Below are 15,915 nucleotides of genomic sequence, written 5' to 3'. Positions count from 1 at the left end.
CCCTGGCGCATCCAGCTAAAATGTTTTCAGCCGCATCCGACGCCCCGGGAACACGAGTCAGTTTTCGGGGGAGGGTGAACAAAATTTATCAACAGGTTAGGTCTCAATGCGCATTTTACTGAGTAACGATGACGGTATCCATGCGCCAGGCATACAGACGCTGGCAAAAGCGCTGCGTGAGTTTGCTGAGGTGCAGGTTGTCGCGCCCGATCGTAATCGTAGTGGAGCGTCGAACTCGCTGACGCTGGAAACCCCTCTGCGTACCTTTAACTATCCTAACGGGGATATTGCGGTGCAGATGGGCACGCCGACTGACTGCGTCTACCTCGGGGTGAATACCCTGATGCGTCCTAAGCCGGATATCGTGGTGTCAGGAATCAATGCGGGCCCCAATCTGGGCGATGATGTGATTTATTCAGGCACGGTAGCCGCTGCGATGGAAGGACGTCATCTGGGCCTGCCTGCGCTGGCGGTCTCCCTTGACGGGCATGTGCATTACGACACCGCCGCTGCCGTCACCTGTTCAATCCTGAAAGCGTTACTGCGCGAGCCACTGCGCACCGGGCGTATTTTGAATATTAATGTGCCAGATTTGCCGCTCGATCAAATCAAAGGGATTCGCGTCACCCGTTGTGGCAGCCGCCATCCCAGCGATCAGGCCATCCCACAGCAGGACCCGCGCGGTAATACGATGTACTGGATTGGGCCGCCGGGTGAAAAGCTTGATGCCGGCCCGGACACGGATTTTGCCGCTGTTGATGAGGGTTATGTCTCGGTGACCGCACTGCATGTTGACCTGACTGCTCATGCCGCGCAGGAGGTCGTCTCTTCCTGGTTAGCCAATGTTGAGGTCAATCGCGAATGGTGAGTGGGCGGATAGATACACTGTTGGCACAATTGCGGCAACAGGGTATTGATGATGAACGGCTGCTGAAAGCCATTGAAGATGTGCCGCGTGAACGCTTTGTTGATGAGGCTTTTGAACATAAAGCCTGGGAAAATACAGCGTTGCCGATAGGGTCAGGGCAGACGATTTCCCAGCCTTACATGGTCGCAAAAATGACGTCCCTGCTGGCCCTGACGCCGGAGTCACGCGTGCTGGAAATCGGCACGGGCTCCGGTTATCAGACCGCCATTCTGGCCAATCTGGTGGAACATGTTTTCTCCGTCGAGCGGATTAAAGGTTTGCAGTGGCAGGCCAAGCGCCGCCTGAAGCAGCTGGATCTGCATAATGTCTCTACCCGTCATGGTGATGGCTGGCTTGGCTGGCCGTCGCGTGGGCCGTTTGATGCAATTATTGTCACGGCAGCACCGCCCGAAATTCCTGAAGCATTGATGTCGCAGCTTGATGAGGGCGGTATCATGGTGTTGCCTGTGGGGGAAGAGCAGCAGGTTTTGCAGCGCATTCGCCGTAAAGGTGACGAATTTATCATCGATACCGTGGAGGCCGTCCGTTTTGTCCCACTGGTAAAAGGTGATCTTGCCTGATATCCGCAACAACCAGGATATTTCTATACAACTGTTTCATGGCACGCAGTCATTGATATTGCTAGTATCTGACTAAATTTGCGCATGCGGGCTTAATGCCGTCGGTCGTGCAGCTGTTATGTTGTTTATATTTTTTTCGTCAAAGCATTGCCGTAATGGGGGATTGAATGAGCACGGGAAGCCCAGTATTTAAGTTACGCCGTCTTGCGGCCGTTTCATTGGTAGGATTTTGGCTGGCAGGTTGTACCAGCAGCGATAACGCGCAGGCCCCCATCAGCTCTGTTGGCGGAAATGACTCCGGCATGATGAGCAGCAATTCTGGCAACCCGGGCATGAACAGCAGCTCCGGTGGCAGCAACGGCGGGTTTATCCGCCCGGCTCGCCCTCCGGCGTCGGGTGGGGGAATGATTTCCTCCTCTTCTGCCAGCGCGAGCCAGAATCAGAATGTGGTTACCGAAAACGGTCGAATTGTGTACAACCGTAGTTATGGGAATATTCCTAAAGGTAGTTATGGCGGCGATACCTACACCGTAAAACGGGGTGATACGCTGTTCTATATTGCCTGGATTACCGGTAACGATTTCCGTGATCTTGCCCAGCGCAATAACGTTGCCGCGCCTTATGGGCTCAACGTTGGCCAGCAATTACAGGTAGCTAACGGCTCTGGTACCCCAATCACTGGGGGCAACGCAGTCACGGCAGCAGATGCGAATGCGGGTGGCGTGACCACGGCCTCTTCCGGTTCACAAATGAACACCGGAACGGTTGCACACCAACCGGTAATTACGTATTCTGAGGATTCAGGTACACCAAGTGAAGGCAAAATGTTGCCTTCGTCCGGGAAAACTGCTGCAACGACAACAGTTCCGGTTACCGCCCCGACCGTCAGTAGTACAACAGACAGCGCTACCCCTGTGGGAAGCTGGCGTTGGCCGACAGACGGTAAGATCATCGATAACTTCTCTGCTTCCGAAGGGGGCAATAAAGGCATCGATATCGCGGGTTCGCGCGGTCAGTCCGTCATCTCCACCGCCTCTGGCCGCGTGGTTTATGCCGGTAACGCTCTGCGTGGCTACGGTAATTTGATTATCATCAAACATAATGATGACTACCTGAGTGCGTATGCCCACAACGATTCCATGCTGGTCCGTGAACAACAAGAAGTGAAAGCGGGTCAGAAGATCGCCACAATGGGTAGTACCGGCACGAGTTCGGTTAGATTGCACTTTGAAATTCGTTACAAGGGGAAATCCGTAAATCCGTTGCGCTATTTACCGCAACGTTAATCCGGCAGAACCCTGGTGTTCTGCCCTGAGATCACGGGTAGGAGCCGCTTATGAGCCAGAATACGCTGAAAGTTAACGAGTTAAATGAAGACGCGGAATTCGACGAAAACGGAGCTGAGGTTTTTGACGAGAAGGCACTTGTCGGAAATGAACCTGGTGATAACGACTTAGCAGAAGAAGAGCTGTTATCACAGGGCGCAACCCAGCGCGTACTGGATGCAACGCAGCTCTACTTAGGAGAGATTGGTTATTCTCCGTTGCTTACGGCAGAGGAAGAAGTGTTCTTCGCTCGTCGTGCACTCCGTGGTGACATTCCTTCTCGTCGTCGCATGATCGAAAGTAACCTGCGTCTGGTGGTGAAGATCGCCCGTCGCTACAGCAATCGTGGTCTGGCACTGCTGGACTTGATTGAAGAAGGTAACCTCGGTCTGATCCGCGCCGTAGAGAAGTTTGACCCGGAAAGAGGCTTCCGCTTCTCAACGTATGCCACATGGTGGATTCGTCAGACGATTGAACGGGCGATAATGAATCAAACCCGTACTATCCGCCTGCCGATTCATATCGTGAAAGAATTGAATGTTTATCTGCGTACCGCGCGTGAACTTTCCCATAAGCTCGACCATGAGCCAAGTGCGGAAGAGATTGCCGAGAAGTTAGATAAACCTGTTGATGATGTCAGCCGGATGCTGCGTCTCAACGAACGCATTACCTCAGTTGATACGCCTCTGGGCGGTGATTCTGAAAAAGCGCTGCTGGACATCCTGGCCGATGAGAAAGAGAACGGCCCGGAAGACACCACGCAGGACGATGATATGAAACAAAGCATCGTTAAATGGTTGTTCGAACTGAACGCCAAGCAGCGTGAAGTGCTGGCACGTCGTTTCGGCCTGTTGGGCTATGAAGCGGCAACACTGGAAGATGTGGGTCGTGAAATTGGATTGACCCGCGAGCGTGTACGCCAGATTCAGGTTGAAGGTTTACGCCGCCTGCGTGAGATCCTGCAGGCTCAGGGGCTGAACATTGAAGCCCTGTTTCGTGAATAATTAAGCGGGACAGGTTGCGCAACCACCTGATGAATAAAGTAATGCGAGAAACGGTGACTTCGGTCACCGTTTTTTTTTGCCTGCAGGTTATCTCACACCTCTCCGCATTGAAGTGCCCAGACGGCGGCCTCGACGCGGGATTTCATATTCAGTTTTTTCAACAGATGTTTGACATGCACCTTCACAGTACTTTCACTGATCCCCAGTCTGCGGGCAATCAGCTTATTACTCATGCCCTGGGCGATTAACCGGAGAACATCGCGCTCGCGTGTGGTGAAGTCCGGTTTTTCGGCCAGTGGTGGGGCGCGTTGCTGGCGAAGACTGGCGGCCAGCAAAGAGGGCAGGGTATGACTCAATACCAGCTCCCCGGCAGCAGCCCGATGCAGGCACTCCAACAGGCTTTCAGGCTCCATATCTTTCAACAGGTAGCCATCAGCCCCACGTTTCAATGCATTGATCACATCATCTTCATAATCTGACACGCTGAAAACCACAATGTGACCGCAGGCATCAATAGCCCGCAGCTGTTCCAGTGTGTCCAGACCATTCATGCCGGGCATATTCAGATCGAGCAGGATCAAATCCGCTTCAAGCTGTTCTGCCAGCGCCACACCATCCGCCCCGTTACTGGCTTCCCCTACTACGCACAGACGTGAATCGAGACCGATAAGTTGCTTAAGCCCGTTACGGATCATCGGATGATCGTCGATCAATAATACACTGGCGGGTTTGTTGGAGAGCAATTGCGTAAGCTGGGTTGTCATCCTGTCTTCCTGCTGGTGGCCGATTCGCGGAATGCTATCTCTTCAGATGAAGTGGCAGCGGAGGATTGTCACCGATTGGCCCTTCTATTCCCATACCTATTTTGTGGTAATACTAAATATCTGTATTTTGGTGGTTCAGCAAATAAAACAACATAATGATATTAACTAACTGATTATATTCATCTTAATATCCTACCCCCTCCACATTAAACGACATACTCCCTCTGCATGGGCATGTTCTCACCTGCAACCTGATTGATACACGTCAATTTAAACAATGCCTGAGATGCCCAGGATAGGCTGATAAATACACAGTCAGTGAGAAAATTATGTCGAAAATTAACGCATCGCCAGGGACGGAAAATCGTGCGCTTATTCAGGACTGGCAGCCTGAGAACGTCGTTTTCTGGCAACAAACTGGTAAACGGATTGCCAGCCGCAATTTGTGGATTTCTGTGTTCTGCCTGTTACTCGCCTTCTGCGTCTGGATGCTGTTTAGCACCGTTGCAGTCAATCTCAATAAAGTCGGTTTCAACTTCACTACCGATCAACTGTTCCTGCTGACCGCGCTGCCGTCGGTTTCCGGTGCGCTGCTGCGAGTCCCCTATTCGTTTGTGGTCCCGGTATTTGGTGGCCGTCGCTGGACGGCGTTCAGCACTGCTCTAATGCTGGTGCCCTGCATCTGGCTGGGTTTTGCCGTGCAAAACCCAGCCACGCCCTTTGCCGTATTTGTGGTGATCTCTCTGCTGTGCGGTTTTGCCGGGGCTAACTTCGCTTCCAGCATGGGCAACATCAGCTTCTTCTTCCCGAAGGCCCGTCAGGGTGCCGCGCTGGGCATTAATGGCGGGTTAGGTAACCTGGGTGTCAGCGTGATGCAGTTGTTTGCGCCCATCGCTATCTCGGTAGCCTTGTTTAGCTGGTTTAGCGGCCCGTCTTCTCATGCAGAAAATGGGCTGTGGTTAGAAAATGCGGCCTGGATGTGGGTGCCGTTCTTGCTCATCGCCACGTTCGCCGCCTGGTTTGGTATGAACGATCTGGCTGCGGCGAAAAGTTCTCTGCGCCAGCAACTGCCCGTGCTGAAACGCGGGCATCTGTGGATTCTGTCGCTGTTGTACCTTGCAACGTTCGGATCGTTTATCGGTTTCTCTGCCGGTTTTGCCATGCTGTCCAAAACACAATTCCCCGATGTGGTCATCATGCATTACGCCTTCTTTGGTCCCTTTATTGGGGCACTGGCACGCTCTGCGGGTGGCATCGTCTCCGATCGCCTTGGTGGCGTGCGGGTATCGCTGTTCACCTTCATTCTGATGGCGGTATTTACCGCACTGCTGTTCCTGACGCTTCCGGGTGAAGGCCAGTCAGGTTCATTTATCGCCTTTTATGGCGTGTTTATGGTGCTGTTCTTCGCGGCGGGCCTGGGGAGTGGTTCCACCTTCCAGATGATTGCCGTCATCTTCCGCAAAATCACCATTGATCGGGTTAAGGCAGCAGGCGGAAGCGATGAAGCCGCCCAGCACGAAGCCGTTACCGATACCAGTGCCGCACTCGGTTTTATCTCGGCAATTGGCGCACTGGGTGGGTTCTTTATCCCGCAAACTTTCGGAATGTCACTGTCACTCAGCGGTTCACCCGCCGGAGCGATGAAGGTGTTCCTGGTGTTTTATCTGATCTGTATCGCGATTACCTGGCTGGTTTACGGCCGTAAAAAAACGAAATAAACGCGAGCATCCTTTTAGTGTTTTTGGAGCATGTCGAATGAGCAAGTTTCTTGATCGGTTACGTTATTTTAAACAGTTGGGTGAGCCGTTCTCCGGCCAGCACGGGCAAACACTGAACACCAACCGTGACTGGGAGGATGGTTACCGCAGCCGCTGGCAGCATGACAAAATCGTCCGCTCTACTCACGGTGTGAACTGCACCGGTTCGTGCAGCTGGAAGATCTATGTCAAAAATGGTCTGGTGACCTGGGAAACCCAGCAAACGGACTACCCGCGTACCCGACCCGACCTGCCTAACCACGAGCCGCGCGGTTGTCCGCGTGGTGCCAGTTACTCCTGGTATCTGTACAGCGCCAACCGCCTGAAATACCCGCTGGTGCGCAAACGCCTGGTCAGTCTTTGGCGCGCGGCAAAAGCGCAGCACAGTGACCCGGTCCTCGCCTGGCAGTCGATTGTGGAAAATACGGAGCAGGCAAAAAGCTATAAAGAGGCTCGTGGGCGCGGCGGTTTTGTTCGTGCCGACTGGCAAGAAGTGAATGAACTGATTGCCGCCGCCAATATCTATACGGCTAAAGCGTTCGGGCCTGACCGTATTATCGGGTTCTCGCCTATTCCGGCGATGTCGATGGTGTCCTATGCGGCCGGTTCACGCTATCTCTCACTGATTGGCGGCATCTGTCTGAGCTTTTATGACTGGTACTGCGACCTGCCACCCGCATCACCCATGACGTGGGGTGAGCAGACCGATGTTCCCGAGTCGGCTGACTGGTATAACTCTGCGTATATTCTTGCCTGGGGCAGTAACGTGCCGCAGACGCGAACCCCGGATGCACACTTCTTTACCGAAGTCCGCTATAAAGGCACCAAAACCGTTGCGATCACCCCGGACTACGCCGAAATTGCCAAGCTGTGCGATCACTGGTTGAGCCCGAAGCAGGGTACTGACAGCGCGCTGGCGCTGGCGTTCGGTCATGTGATCCTGACCGAGTTCCACCAGCAGCGTGAGGTGGAGTATTTTCGCAACTATGTGCGCCAGTACAGCGATATGCCGATGCTGGTGCTGCTGGAGGAGCGCGAAGGCGGCTTTTACGCAGCCGGACGTATGCTGCGCGCCAGCGATCTGGTGGACGGGTTGGGGCAGGAGAATAACCCGCAGTGGAAAACCATCGCCATTAACCAGAAAAACGGTGAACTGGTGGCCCCGCAGGGGTCAATTGGTTTCCGCTGGGGTGAGAAAGGCAAATGGAACCTTGAGCAGCGTGAAGGTAAAAACCAGCAGGAAGTGGAGCTGCAACTGAGCCTGCTGGGCCAGTATGACGAGCTGGTCGATGTCGGCTTCCCTTACTTTGGTGCAATAGATAACCCGAATTTCAACCGCGTGCAGTTGGATGAAATTCTGCTGCACAGGCTGCCGGTAAAACGGCTGCAACTGGCCGATGGATCGAGTGCCCTTGTCACCAGCGTGTATGATCTGACGCTGGCAAACTACGGCGTAGATCGCGGGCTGGATGATGCTAACTGTGCCGCCAGCTATGACGAAGTGAAAGCATATTCCCCGGCCTGGGCAGAACAGATCACTGGCGTATCCCGCCAGAATATTGTGCGTATAGCGCGTGAATTTGCAGAAACCGCCGAAAAAACCCGTGGACGTTCGATGATTATCGTTGGTGCCGGCCTGAACCACTGGTATCACATGGACATGAACTACCGGGGTTTGATCAATATGCTGGTGTTCTGTGGCTGCGTGGGGCAGAGCGGCGGCGGTTGGGCGCACTATGTTGGTCAGGAGAAGCTCCGTCCGCAAACGGGCTGGTTGCCGCTGGCCTTCGGCCTTGACTGGCAGCGTCCACCGCGCCAGATGAACGGCACCTCATTCTTCTACAACCACTCCAGCCAGTGGCGCTATGAAACATTGCGCACTGATGAGTTGCTGTCACCGCTGGCCGATAAATCGCGCTACGGCGGCAGCCTGATTGACTTTAACGTGCGTTCCGAACGCATGGGCTGGCTGCCTTCCGCCCCGCAATTAAATACCAATCCGCTGCGCCTTGCTGCGCAGGCACAGGCTGCAGGTAAAACACTGCTGGATTTCACCGTCGACGGTTTGAAAGAGGGTAGCCTGCGCTTTGCCGCTGAACAGCCAGATAATGAGCAGAATTTCCCGCGTAACCTGTTTGTCTGGCGATCCAACCTGCTGGGGTCATCCGGTAAGGGGCATGAGTACCTGCTGAAATATCTGCTGGGGACGGAAAATGGTATTCAGGGGAGCGACCTGGGTGCGCAGGGGGCCGTCAAACCGCAGGAAGTTGAGTGGCAGGATAATCCGGGCACAGGTAAACTCGATCTGGTGGTGACCCTCGATTTCCGTATGTCCAGCACCTGCCTCTATTCCGATATTGTTCTGCCAACCGCCACCTGGTATGAAAAAGACGATATGAATACTTCGGATATGCATCCGTTTATTCATCCCCTGTCGGCGGCGGTCGATCCGGCCTGGGAATCCCGCAGTGACTGGGAGATCTACAAAGGCATTGCCAAAACTTTCTCTGAACTTTGCATCGGTCATCTGGGTAAAGAAACCGATGTGGTGCTCCAACCGATTCAGCATGACTCGGCTGCGGAACTGGCGCAGCCGTTGGGGGTACAGGACTGGCACCGGGGCGAGTGCGATCTGATCCCTGGGAAAACCGCACCCCATATTGTCACCGTCGAGCGCGACTATCCGGCGACCTGGGAACGCTTTACCTCGCTGGGCCCGCTGTTGGATACGCTGGGCAATGGCGGTAAAGGCATCAGTTGGAATACCCAGACGGAAGTCGATTTCCTGAAAAAACTCAACTACGTCAAGGCAGAAGGTCCGGCAGCCGGCCGTCCGAACATCAACAGCGCGATTGATGCTGCCGAGGTCATCCTGTCGCTGGCACCGGAAACCAATGGTCAGGTTGCGGTAAAAGCCTGGCAGGCACTGGGCGAGTTTACCGGACGCGATCACACCCATCTGGCGCTGAATAAAGAAGATGAAAAGATCCGCTTCCGCGATATTCAGGCGCAGCCGCGCAAAATTATCTCCAGCCCGACCTGGTCAGGCCTGGAAGATGAACACGTCTCTTATAACGCTGGCTATACCAACGTCCATGAACTGATCCCGTGGCGTACCCTAAGTGGCCGCCAGCAGCTGTATCAGGATCATCAGTGGATGCGTGACTTTGGTGAAAGCCTGCTGGTCTATCGTCCGCCGATTGATACCCGCACGGTGCAGCCGCTGCTGAACAAAAAGCCGAACGGTAACCCGGAAAGAGCGCTGAACTTCCTGACGCCGCACCAGAAATGGGGCATTCACTCCACGTACAGCGACAACCTGTTGATGCTGACGCTGTCTCGCGGCGGGCCGATTGTCTGGATGAGTGAGGAGGATGCGCAGGCGCTGGGGATCGTCGATAACGACTGGATCGAGGCGTTTAACGCCAACGGCGCACTGACCGCCCGTGCGGTTGTCAGCCAGCGCGTCCCGGCGGGCATGACCATGATGTATCACGCTCAGGAACGCATCGTGAATATTCCCGGGTCGGAGATCACCAGCCAGCGCGGTGGTATCCATAACTCCGTCACGCGCGTGTGCCCTAAACCGACTCATATGATTGGTGGCTATGCGCAACTGGCTTACAGCTTTAACTATTACGGCACCGTCGGTTCCAACCGGGACGAGTTCGTGATTGTGAGAAAAATGAATCAGATTAACTGGTTAGATGGTGAAGGCAACGATGATTGCCAGGGTAGTCAGCAGGAGGCAGGCCAATGAAAATTCGTTCTCAGGTCGGGATGGTGCTCAATCTCGACAAATGTATTGGCTGTCACACCTGTTCGGTGACCTGTAAAAACGTCTGGACCAGCCGTGAAGGTATGGAATATGCCTGGTTCAATAACGTTGAAAGCAAACCGGGTGTGGGCTTCCCTCATGCCTGGGAGGATCAGGAAAAATGGAAGGGGGGGTGGATCCGTAAGATCAACGGCAGGCTGGTGCCACGTATGGGAAACCGTGTGGGCGTGCTGGCGAAAATCTTTGCCAACCCTGATGTCCCAGGGCTGGATGATTATTACGAGCCGTTCGACTTTGATTATCAGCATCTGCACAACGCCCCTGCCGGGAAACATCAGCCGATTGCCCGCCCGCGATCGCTGATCACCGGCAAACGCATGAAGAAGATCGAAAATGGCCCGAACTGGGAGGAGATCCTCGGCGGCGAATTTTCAAAACGCTCAGAGGATAAAAACTTCGACAACATGCAGAAGGAGATGTACGGACAGTTCGAAAACACCTTCATGATGTATCTGCCACGATTGTGTGAGCACTGTCTGAATCCGACCTGTGTGGCAACCTGTCCGAGTGGAGCGATCTATAAGCGTGAGGAAGATGGCATCGTGCTGATCGACCAGGATAAGTGTCGCGGCTGGCGCATGTGCATTACCGGCTGCCCTTACAAAAAGATCTACTTCAACTGGAAAAGTGGCAAGTCGGAAAAATGCATTTTCTGCTATCCGCGTATCGAATCCGGCCAGCCGACCGTGTGCTCGGAAACCTGCGTCGGCCGTATTCGCTATCTCGGTGTGCTGCTGTATGACGCTGACCGTATTGAGCAGGCTGCTGCGGTAGAGAACGAAAAAGATCTCTACCAAAGTCAGCTGGATGTGTTCCTCGATCCCCACGATCCGGCAGTGATTGCTCAGGCGCTGAAAGATGGCGTTCCCCAAAATGTCATCGATGCGGCGCAACAGTCCCCGGTGTACAAAATGGCGATGGACTGGAAGCTGGCGCTGCCGCTGCATCCTGAATATCGCACGTTACCGATGGTGTGGTACGTCCCGCCGCTGTCACCGATTCAGTCGGTATCGGATGCCGGAATGCTGGCGCACAGCGGTGTACTGCCGGACGTGGAGAGCCTGCGTATTCCGGTGCAGTACCTCGCTAATCTGCTGACGGCCGGAGACACTGCACCGGTACTGCAGGCACTCAATCGCCTGATGGCGATGCGTCACTACAAGCGCGCAGAAACCGTTGACGGCGTTCATGATGTCCGTGCGCTGGAGCAGGTGGGTCTGACGGAAGCACAGGCGCAGGAAATGTATCGCTATCTGGCGATTGCCAACTACGAAGACCGCTTTGTCATCCCGAGCAGTCATCGCGAAATGGCGCGTGAGGCGTTCCCGGAAAGCAAAGGTTGCGGTTTTAGTTTTGGTGATGGCTGCCACGGCAGTGACGTTAAATTTAACCTGTTTAACAGCCGCCGTATTGATGCGATCGATGTATCGAAGAAAACCCCTTATGACGCGGAGAACAAATCATGATCGCTCTGCGTATTATTGCCCGTTTGCTTGATTACCCACAGCAGGACTTTCTCGACCACCAGGATGAGGTGCTTGCCGCCCTGGCACAGGCGGAAGAACTGGATGCTGAGCAGCAGACGTTGTTGGTCAGTCTGATCCAGAAATCAGCCTCCCGGCCACTGCTGGACAGGCAGGCAGAGTACTGCGAGCTGTTTGATCGTGGCCGGGCGACATCGCTGCTGCTGTTTGAACATGTGCACGGCGAATCGCGCGATCGCGGCCAGGCAATGGTGGATCTGTTGGCGCAATACCGTGCTGATGGACTGGAGCTGAATGCGAAAGAGTTACCGGACTTTTTACCGCTGTACCTGGAATATCTGGCGCAAGGAGATCGGGCTCGCATCCGGCGAGGCCTTCAGGATGTCGCGCCGATTCTGGCGCTGCTGGCGGCAAGACTGGAGGAGCGACAGAGTGATTTTGCGCCGCTGTTTTCGCTACTGCTGGCGCTGTCTGGCAGCAGTGCGAACCCTGCATTGCTCCAGGAGCAGGTGGCTCAGGAAGCGCGCGATGATACGCCCGCTGCGCTGGATGCCGTATGGGAAGAGGAGCAGGTGGCGTTTATCGCTCAGATGAATCCGGGCGGTAGTGGCTGCGAACCTGCACAGCAACCGCGTTCTTCTGCGGCAGTGATGCCACAGTACCTCGATATTTCAGCGTCAAGCCAGACGGCGAGAGGAGAGTAAATCATGGCATTTTTAAATCAGTTCTTCTTTGATATTTATCCTTATCTCGCCGGGACCGTATTTCTGGTGGGTAGCTGGCTGCGTTACGACTACGGGCAATACAGCTGGCGCGCAGGCTCCAGCCAGATGTTAAGTAAGAAAGGAATGAGGCTGGCATCGAACCTGTTTCACGTGGGGATTATCGGGATCCTGCTGGGGCATTTCGTGGGCCTGCTGACCCCACACTGGGTCTACGAGCCTTTTCTGTCCGCGGCGCATAAACAGTTGCTGGCGATGATTGCGGGTGGGATTTTTGGTGCGATGACGCTGATTGGCGGGGGATTGTTGCTTAAACGCCGTCTGACCGATGCGCGGGTCCGTGCCACCAGTAGTGCTGCTGATATTATGATCATGATGCTGCTGGTGCTGCAGGCGTTTCTGGGGCTGACCACCATTCACTTCTCGGCTCAGCATATGGACGGCAGCGAGATGCTGAAGCTGACAAGCTGGGCGCAGAGTATCGTGACGTTCCAGGGCGGGGCATCACACCATCTTGATGGTGTGGCGGTAATTTTCCGTCTGCATATGGTACTGGGAATGACGCTGTTCTTACTGTTCCCGTTCTGCCGTCTGGTGCATATCTGGAGTGCGCCAGTTGAATACCTTACGCGCCGCTACCAACTGGTGCGTAACCGTCGCTGATGATCTCAGTGCAATTCACCATCCGAGGGCCAGGCATGCCTGGCCCCTACGATATACCTTTGATATTGGCGTAGGGGCGGGCCATGACCCGCTACAACGATATACCTTTGATATTGGCGTAGGGGCGGGCCATGTCCGCTCCTACGATATACCTTTGATATTAGCGTAGGGGGGGGGGAGGACCCCCCCCTGGCTGTGTTACACCAGAGACTTCAACCGATAGATCCACTCCAGCGCCTGGCGCGGTGAGAGTGAATCCGGGTCCAGCGCTTCAAGGGCTTCTAATGCCGGTGAAGTCTCCTCCACCAGCAACGGAAGCTGCGATCCGTCCGCTTTCGTCGCTGCTGCGCTGCCTGATAACGCTTCCAGCTCTTTCAGTTTCTGGCGCGCACGTTTAATCACCTCTTTCGGCACACCGGCCAGTGCAGCGACGGCGAGCCCGTAACTTTTACTGGCTGCCCCCTCCTGCACGCTGTGCATAAAGGCGATGGTATCGCCATGTTCCACGGCATCCAGATGCACGTTCGCCACGCCTTCAATCTGTTCCGGCAGTGTGGTCAGTTCGAAATAGTGAGTGGCAAACAACGTCATCGCCTTGATGCGGCTGGCCAGACTTTCGGCACAGGCCCAGGCCAGTGACAGACCATCATAGGTTGAGGTTCCGCGCCCAATCTCATCCATCAATACCAGGCTGAATTCGGTGGCGTTATGCAGGATATTGGCGGTTTCCGTCATCTCGACCATAAAGGTTGAACGGCCTGAAGCCAGATCGTCGGCTGCACCGACGCGGGTAAATATACGGTCCACCGGGCCAATCACGGCCTGGGTTGCAGGCACAAAGCTGCCGATGTATGCCATCAGGGTGATCAGCGCGGCCTGACGCATATAGGTACTTTTACCGCCCATGTTAGGCCCGGTTACCACCAGCATGCGACGCTGAGGAGAGAGCGACAGTGGGTTGGCGATAAACGGCTCTTTCAGGACCTGTTCCACCACCGGATGACGGCCGCCAGTCAGTTTAATCCCCGGTTTATCAGTCAGAGTCGGGCAGCTGTAGTTCAACGTCCAGGCGCGTTCTGCCAGGTTACTTAACACATCCAGTTCGGCCAGCGCAGCCGCACTGTCCTGCAGGGCTTCCAGATGCGGCAGCAGCATATCGAGCAGCTGGTCGTATAACGCTTTCTCCAGCGACAGCGCCTTCCCTTTGGAGGTCAGCACCTTATCTTCATATTCTTTCAGCTCAGGAATAATGTAGCGTTCGGCATTTTTCAGCGTCTGACGGCGTACATAGTGGATAGGTACCAGATGACTCTGTCCGCGACTGACCTGGATGTAATAGCCGTGAACGCCATTAAAGCCGACCTTCAGCGTATCCAGCCCCAGTTTTTCGCGTTCGCGGATCTCCAGACGATCCAGATAGTCGGTCGCACCGTCTGCCAGCGCACGCCATTCGTCCAGTTCGTCATTGTAGCCGGGGGCAATCACACCGCCATCGCGCACCAGCACAGGCGGTGCCTCAATAATGGCGCGTTCCAGCAGCTCGCGCAGTTCGGTAAATTCACCCATTTGACCACGCAGGGTTTGCAGGTGCGCAATCTCGGTATTTTCCAACTCGCGGTTCAGTAAAGGTAATTGCTGGAAAGCGTGGCGCATACGCGCCAGGTCGCGTGGACGTGCCGTGCGCAGTGCCAGACGCGCCAGAATTCGCTCGAGATCGCCGACCTGACGCAGCAATGGCGTCAGGCCCTCATGGCGATCCTGCAACGCACTGATGCTCTGCTGGCGTTGGCTAATGATCTGGGTATCGCGCACCGGCATATGCAGCCAGCGTTTCAGCATACGGCTGCCCATCGGCGTCACGGTTTTATCCAACACCGAGGCGAGGGTGTTCTCAATGCCCCCCGAGAGGTTCTGAGTGATCTCCAGATTACGGCGGGTGGCGGCATCCATAATAATGCCATCCTGCTGGCGCTCCATCGTCAACGCGCGGATATGCGGCAGCGAGGTGCGCTGAGTATCTTTGACGTACTGCAACAGGCAGCCCGCGGCGCGCAGGGCATGATACGCCTGTTCGACGCCAAAGCCGCTGAGATCGCGGGTGGCGAACTGCAGATTCAGCTGCTGGCGCGCGGTGTCCAGCTCATATTCCCACAGCGGACGACGGCGCAGGCCACGACGGTTTTCAATCAACGCCATCGCGGCGAAGTCTTCCGGGTACAGCAGCTCTGCCGGGTTGGTACGTTGCAGTTCGGCTGCCATGGTTTCAAGATCGGTTGGTTCAGCCAGGCGGAAACGGCCGGAGCTGATATCGAGTGTGGCATAACCAAAGCCGCGCTGGCTTTGCCAGATCGCCGCGAGCAGGTTGTCCTGACGTTCATTCAGCAGGGCTTCGTCGCTGATGGTGCCAGGGGTGACAATGCGCACCACTTTACGCTCAACCGGACCTTTGCTTAATGCCGGATCACCGATCTGTTCGCAAATCGCCACCGATTCGCCCAGCTGTACCAGCTTCGCCAGGTAGTTTTCCAGTGAATGATAAGGCACGCCCGCCATCGGGATCGGTTCACCGGCCGAGGCACCTCGTTTGGTCAGGGAGATTTCCAGCAGCTGAGAGGCGCGTTTTGCATCGTCATAGAACAGTTCGTAGAAGTCGCCCATACGATAGAACAGCAGAATCTCCGGATGGTCAGCCTTGAGGCGAAGATACTGCTGCATCATCGGCGTGTGCGAGGATAAATTTTCGGTGTTGTTCATCAGGTGGAATGCTCCAATCCATTGAAAATCCTTGCCATATCAAACAGTAACTATGATGAAGCATCCTGGCAAGGAGATGGCTGATAGGGGTGAAAACCGGGTCTTACGCGCACATG

Annotated in this window: 11 protein-coding genes; 9 read left to right on the top strand and 2 right to left on the bottom strand. The window is 55.0% G+C overall.

Annotated elements, in window-relative coordinates; genetic code table 11:
- Positions 1-106 precede the first annotated feature (106 nt).
- The 4 genes from surE to rpoS all read left to right on the top strand — a co-directional run bounded on the left by surE (position 107) and on the right by rpoS (position 3,817).
- Entirely contained in the window at positions 107-868 is a 762-nt protein-coding gene (surE, locus tag WH277_RS05990) for a 5'/3'-nucleotidase SurE (protein ID WP_133846016.1), read from the top strand.
- On the top strand, positions 862-1,488 hold the full coding sequence (locus WH277_RS05985) for a protein-L-isoaspartate(D-aspartate) O-methyltransferase (protein WP_133846015.1): 627 nt from the start codon (positions 862-864) through the stop codon (positions 1,486-1,488). Before surE ends, WH277_RS05985 begins: the two co-directional genes overlap by 7 nt.
- A 167-nt stretch (positions 1,489-1,655) precedes the next feature.
- Positions 1,656-2,774 (top strand): murein hydrolase activator NlpD, encoded by a 1,119-nt coding sequence (gene nlpD, locus WH277_RS05980; RefSeq protein WP_133846014.1) that lies wholly within the window; start codon positions 1,656-1,658, stop codon positions 2,772-2,774.
- A gap of 50 nt (positions 2,775-2,824) precedes the next feature.
- Positions 2,825-3,817 (top strand): RNA polymerase sigma factor RpoS, encoded by a 993-nt coding sequence (gene rpoS / locus WH277_RS05975; RefSeq protein WP_133846013.1) that lies wholly within the window; start codon positions 2,825-2,827, stop codon positions 3,815-3,817.
- A gap of 92 nt (positions 3,818-3,909) precedes the next feature.
- Here the strand turns inward: rpoS and narL are convergent, their stop codons facing one another.
- Positions 3,910-4,581, bottom strand: coding sequence for a two-component system response regulator NarL (narL, locus tag WH277_RS05970; RefSeq protein ID WP_133846012.1), 672 nt, complete (start codon positions 4,579-4,581; stop codon positions 3,910-3,912).
- A 329-nt stretch (positions 4,582-4,910) separates the two neighbouring features.
- Here narL and WH277_RS05965 point away from each other — a divergent pair, with 329 nt between their 5' ends.
- From WH277_RS05965 to narI, 5 genes are read left to right on the top strand one after another with little or no spacing between them, the layout of a single operon-like run.
- On the top strand, positions 4,911-6,299 hold the full coding sequence (locus WH277_RS05965; RefSeq protein WP_133846011.1) for a NarK family nitrate/nitrite MFS transporter: 1,389 nt from the start codon (positions 4,911-4,913) through the stop codon (positions 6,297-6,299).
- A gap of 37 nt (positions 6,300-6,336) precedes the next feature.
- On the top strand, positions 6,337-10,098 hold the full coding sequence (locus WH277_RS05960; RefSeq protein ID WP_339504975.1) for a nitrate reductase subunit alpha: 3,762 nt from the start codon (positions 6,337-6,339) through the stop codon (positions 10,096-10,098).
- On the top strand, positions 10,095-11,642 hold the full coding sequence (narH, locus tag WH277_RS05955) for a nitrate reductase subunit beta (protein WP_133846009.1): 1,548 nt from the start codon (positions 10,095-10,097) through the stop codon (positions 11,640-11,642). Before WH277_RS05960 ends, narH begins: the two co-directional genes overlap by 4 nt.
- Positions 11,639-12,364 carry a nitrate reductase molybdenum cofactor assembly chaperone gene (gene narJ, locus WH277_RS05950; RefSeq protein WP_339504973.1) on the top strand — a complete coding sequence of 242 codons (726 nt, stop codon included), beginning with the start codon at positions 11,639-11,641 and terminating at the stop codon, positions 12,362-12,364. Before narH ends, narJ begins: the two co-directional genes overlap by 4 nt.
- A 3-nt stretch (positions 12,365-12,367) precedes the next feature.
- Positions 12,368-13,045 carry a respiratory nitrate reductase subunit gamma gene (gene narI, locus WH277_RS05945; RefSeq protein ID WP_167863261.1) on the top strand — a complete coding sequence of 226 codons (678 nt, stop codon included), beginning with the start codon at positions 12,368-12,370 and terminating at the stop codon, positions 13,043-13,045.
- 198 nt (positions 13,046-13,243) lie between these two features.
- Here the strand turns inward: narI and mutS are convergent, their stop codons facing one another.
- Positions 13,244-15,799: a DNA mismatch repair protein MutS gene (gene mutS, locus WH277_RS05940; protein ID WP_167863260.1), complete on the bottom strand. Its 2,556-nt coding sequence runs from the start codon at positions 15,797-15,799 to the stop codon at positions 13,244-13,246.
- Positions 15,800-15,915: the final 116 nt, after the last annotated feature.

This window comes from Erwinia sp. MYb416, from assembly GCF_037479575.1.
Taxonomy (GTDB): Bacteria; Pseudomonadota; Gammaproteobacteria; order Enterobacterales; family Enterobacteriaceae; genus Erwinia; species Erwinia rhapontici.
This window is presented reverse-complemented; position numbering and strand designations above follow the sequence as displayed.

What these genes read in the sequence shown, in the direction of transcription:
- WH277_RS05960 (WP_339504975.1), top strand. Translation starts at nt 6,337, where the DNA reads ATGAGCAAGTTTCTTGATCGGTTACGTTATTTTAAACAGTTGGGTGAG.
- narL (WP_133846012.1), bottom strand. Translation starts at nt 4,581, where the DNA reads ATGACAACCCAGCTTACGCAATTGCTCTCCAACAAACCCGCCAGTGTA.
- nlpD (WP_133846014.1), top strand. Translation starts at nt 1,656, where the DNA reads ATGAGCACGGGAAGCCCAGTATTTAAGTTACGCCGTCTTGCGGCCGTT.
- narI (WP_167863261.1), top strand. Translation starts at nt 12,368, where the DNA reads ATGGCATTTTTAAATCAGTTCTTCTTTGATATTTATCCTTATCTCGCC.
- rpoS (WP_133846013.1), top strand. Translation starts at nt 2,825, where the DNA reads ATGAGCCAGAATACGCTGAAAGTTAACGAGTTAAATGAAGACGCGGAA.
- WH277_RS05965 (WP_133846011.1), top strand. Translation starts at nt 4,911, where the DNA reads ATGTCGAAAATTAACGCATCGCCAGGGACGGAAAATCGTGCGCTTATT.
- narH (WP_133846009.1), top strand. Translation starts at nt 10,095, where the DNA reads ATGAAAATTCGTTCTCAGGTCGGGATGGTGCTCAATCTCGACAAATGT.
- surE (WP_133846016.1), top strand. Translation starts at nt 107, where the DNA reads ATGCGCATTTTACTGAGTAACGATGACGGTATCCATGCGCCAGGCATA.
- narJ (WP_339504973.1), top strand. Translation starts at nt 11,639, where the DNA reads ATGATCGCTCTGCGTATTATTGCCCGTTTGCTTGATTACCCACAGCAG.
- mutS (WP_167863260.1), bottom strand. Translation starts at nt 15,799, where the DNA reads ATGAACAACACCGAAAATTTATCCTCGCACACGCCGATGATGCAGCAG.
- WH277_RS05985 (WP_133846015.1), top strand. Translation starts at nt 862, where the DNA reads ATGGTGAGTGGGCGGATAGATACACTGTTGGCACAATTGCGGCAACAG.